Here is a 1,980-nt window from a genome sequence, read left to right as displayed (position 1 = left end):
CCCGGATGAGCCCGGACGCCGGAGCGGGAGCACCGGTCGATTTCCTGCGCGCGATCATCGAGGAGGACATCCGCGATGGCAAGCGGGGAGGGCGCGTCCACACGAGGTTCCCGCCGGAGCCGAACGGGTATCTCCATGTCGGGCACGCGAAGTCGATCCACTTGAACTTCGGGATCGCGGCGCAGTACGGCGGCTTCTGCAACCTCCGCTTCGACGACACGAACCCCGAGAAGGAGGAGGTCGAGTACGTCGAGTCGATGAAGGAGGACGTCCGCTGGCTCGGCTTCGATTGGGAGGACCGCCTCTACTTCGCCTCGGACTACTTCGAGCAGATCTACGAGTGGGCGGAGAAGCTGATCCTAAACGGCAGGGCCTACGTGTGCGATCTGTCCGCCGACGAGGTGCGCGAGACTCGCGGGACGCTCACGGAGCCCGGCCGTCCGAGCCCCTATCGCAGCCGATCGGCGGAGGAAAACCTCGGCCTCTTTCGCCGCATGAGGGCGGGGGAGTTCCCCGACGGCTCGAGGACCCTGCGTGCGAAGATCGACATGGCCTCCCCCAACATGAACCTCCGCGACCCGGTCATGTACCGGATCCGGCGGGCGACGCATCACCGAACCGGCGACGCCTGGTGCATCTACCCGTCCTACGACTGGACCCACGGGCAGTCGGACGCGATCGAGCGGATCACCCACTCGATCTGCACGCTCGAGTTCGAGGACCATCGACCCCTCTACGACTGGTTCCTCGACCAGATCGACCTCGACGAGAGGCCCCAACAGATCGAGTTCGCGCCCCTGAACGTGACCTACACGATCACCTCGAAGCGCCGCCTGCGCCAGCTCGTGACCGAGGGACACGTCTCCGGGTGGGACGATCCCCGGCTGCCGACGCTCTGCGCCATGCGCAGGCGCGGCTACACGCCCGAAGCGATCCGCGTCTTCATGGAGAGGATCGGGCTTGCCAAGCGCGAGAGCACCGTCGACATCGCCCTGCTGGAGCATGCCGTCCGCGAGGATCTCAACAAGAACGCTCCCCGGACGATGGCCGTCCTGCGCCCGATCCGGCTGGTCGTCGAGAGCTACCCAGAGGGCAGGGTCGAGGAGTTCGAGATCCCGATCAACCCGGAGCGGCCGGAGCTGGGGGTCCGCCGCGTCCCCTTCAGCCGGGAGATCTACATCGAGGCGGACGACTTCCGCGAGACGCCTCCCAAGAAGTACCACAGGCTCTATCCCGGCAATGAGGTGCGCCTGCGCGGGGCTTATCTGGTCACGTGCACCGGCGTGGCGAAGGACCCCGCCACGGGGGCGATCACCGAAATCCGCTGCACGCACGACCCTGCGTCGAGGGGCGGCTCGGCGCCCGATGGCCGGCGCGTGCAGGGGACGATCCACTGGGTCTCGGCCGCGCACTCGTTCGAGGCGGAGGTCCGGCTCTACGACCACCTCTTCACGCGCCCCGATCCTAGCGGCGACAAGGAAGGAAGGGACTTCAAGGAGTTCCTGAACCCCGAGTCGCTCGTCATCCTGGCCGGCTGCCGCATGGAGGAATCGATGCGCGGGGTCCGGCCGGGAGAGAAGTATCAGTTCGAGCGCATCGGCTACTTCTGCGTCGACACTCGGGATTCCGGACCCGGCCGGCCGATCTTCAACCGGACCGTGACCCTGCGGGATACCTGGGCCAGGATCGAGAAGGCGCAGCGGTAGAGCGAAGAGGACTCTGGCGGTGGGAGACCGGAGCGGTCCGGAGTCGGACACTCACAGCCCCGGCCTCCCATCGCGCGGCCGATTGCGGTCGGCAACTCGTTTCTACCGGAAGCCGGCCTTGAGCTTCCCCCAGGTCGTGTTCACGGTCGGCACGGCGGGACAAACACCCGGCCCGCAGGCTGTGTTGTCGCCCAGGTAGAGCCCGCCGTTCTCGAAACAGACATCGCCCTCAACAATGACGCAGATCGAGTTGAAGCAGCATGCCCCGGTCGGC

General features: G+C 66.8%; 1 protein-coding gene. It reads left to right on the top strand.

The window, feature by feature from the left end; genetic code table 11:
* The first annotated feature begins 5 nt into the window (after window positions 1-5).
* A complete protein-coding gene (locus FJY88_13985; GenBank protein MBM3288436.1) occupies window positions 6-1,706 on the top strand; it encodes a glutamine--tRNA ligase/YqeY domain fusion protein in 1,701 nt (566 codons plus the stop codon).
* The last annotated feature ends 274 nt before the right edge of the window (window positions 1,707-1,980 follow it).

It is taken from the genome of Candidatus Eisenbacteria bacterium (assembly GCA_016867495.1).
Lineage (GTDB): Bacteria > Eisenbacteria > RBG-16-71-46 > CAIMUX01 > VGJL01 > VGJL01.
This window is presented reverse-complemented; position numbering and strand designations above follow the sequence as displayed.